The organism is Dietzia sp. CW19 (assembly GCF_014145265.1).
In the GTDB taxonomy this organism is placed as follows: Bacteria; Actinomycetota; Actinomycetes; order Mycobacteriales; family Mycobacteriaceae; genus Dietzia; species Dietzia natronolimnaea.
Window position 1 is genome coordinate 1 of record NZ_JAALEE010000513.1, and the last position, 1,631, is coordinate 1,631.

At 72.3% G+C, this 1,631-nt stretch carries 1 protein-coding gene and 2 pseudogenes; 2 read left to right on the forward strand and 1 reads right to left on the reverse strand.

Annotated features, from left to right (window positions below):
* Window positions 1-218 (reverse strand): annotated as a pseudogene (locus tag G6021_RS14635) (5-formyltetrahydrofolate cyclo-ligase); the annotation flags it as partial.
* Window positions 219-281: 63 nt separating this feature from the next.
* Here G6021_RS14635 and G6021_RS14640 point away from each other — a divergent pair.
* Both G6021_RS14640 and G6021_RS14645 read left to right on the forward strand, forming a co-directional pair.
* Entirely contained in the window at window positions 282-1,181 is a 900-nt protein-coding gene (locus G6021_RS14640; protein ID WP_182641596.1) for a UTP--glucose-1-phosphate uridylyltransferase, read from the forward strand.
* A 130-nt stretch (window positions 1,182-1,311) separates the two neighbouring features.
* Window positions 1,312-1,631: pseudogene (locus tag G6021_RS14645) on the forward strand (molybdopterin molybdenumtransferase); the annotation flags it as partial.

Sequence of the window (1,631 nt, forward strand, 5' to 3'; positions counted from 1 at the left end):
AGGAGCACCTGCGCCCCCGCCAGCGCGAGCGTCTCCGGCAGGTCCGGTCCGCCGGCCTCGTCGTCGTCGGGAACGAACGCGCAGACCACCATCCCCTCCGTCACCACGGAGGCCAGGTGCTCGCGGATCGCCCGGTCACGCTCGGCGCGCACGGACGCGGGGACCGCCGCGCGGCGAACACGCACCGCACGACGCACCGCGGACTTGTCCTGATCCATCACCCCAGTGTGCCGTCAGTGGTCCGGAGGTAGCGTCCCGGTCCGCCGTCTATGGTGTACGCCATGACGTCCACCGCCTCTCCTGACTCGCAGTTCCGGACCGCGATCGTTCCGGCCGCCGGCCTCGGGACCCGGTTCCTGCCCGCCACCAAGACCGTTCCCAAGGAGCTGCTCCCCGTGGTGGACACCCCGGGGATCGAGCTCATCGCCGAGGAGGCGACCGAGGCGGGAGCGGGTCGGCTCGCGATCGTGACCTCCGAGCGCAAGGTCGGCGTGATGGCGCACTTCTCCGAGGACCAGGTCCTCGAGGACACGCTGTCCGACCGGGGCAAGGACGTGCTGCTGCACAAGGTCCAGCGCGCCCCCGGGCTCATCGAGGTGGTGGACGTGCGCCAGGACGAGCCGCTGGGCCTCGGGCACGCGGTGGCGCAGGTGGAGTCGGTGCTCGGTGACGAGGAGCAGGCCGTGGCCGTGCTCCTGCCCGATGACCTGGTCCTGCCGTTCGGGATCCTGGGCCGGATGTCGCAGGTCCGGGCGGATCGCGGCGGCAGTGTCCTGTGCGCGTTCGAGGTCAGCCCGGAGGACGTCTCCTCCTACGGGGTGTTCGAGGTCTCCGACACGGATGATCCGGCCGTCAAGCGGGTGCTCGGCATGGTCGAGAAGCCGGCCGCCGAGGACGCGCCGTCCAACCTCGCGGCGGCCGGGCGGTACGTGCTCGACCGCGCGATCTTCGACGCGCTCCGGCGTATCGAGCCGGGCGCCGGCGGGGAACTGCAGCTCACCGACGCTATCGACCTGCTGATCAACGAGGGGCACCCGGTCCACGTGGTGGTCCACGACGGCACCAGGCACGATCTCGGCAATCCCGGCGGGTACATCAAGGCCTGCGTGGACTTCGCCCTGGACAACCCGGCCTACGCCGACGAGCTCCGGGAGTGGCTGGAGGGCCGGCTCGGCCGCTGACGGCGCCGTCGCCGCGGAATGGTGCCGACCGGGCGCTACCCTCTCCCACAGGGACCCGGTGGTCGGCCCGCCCGCTGTGGCGTGACACCGCCGCACGGTCAGCGACTTTCGTACGGGAAGGGGACACCTGGTGCGCTCCGTCGAGGAACAGCTCGCACTGGTGACGGCGGCCGCGGTCGCCCCGAGACCGGTACGCGTGTCGATCTCCGAGGCGCAGGGCCTGCTGTGTGCCGAGGAGGTGGTGGCCGAGCGCCCGCTGCCCTCGTTCGACCAGTCCGCGATCGACGGGTACGCGGTACGCAGTGTCGACATCCGGGTCGGCGGCCCGGCCGATGACGCCGGGGACGCGTCCGGCGGGCCCGCCGGGCTGCCCGTCGTCGGGAGGATCACCGCAGGATCCCGTCAACCGACCCGTCTGCAGCCCGGCCAGGTCGTCCGCGTGGACACCGG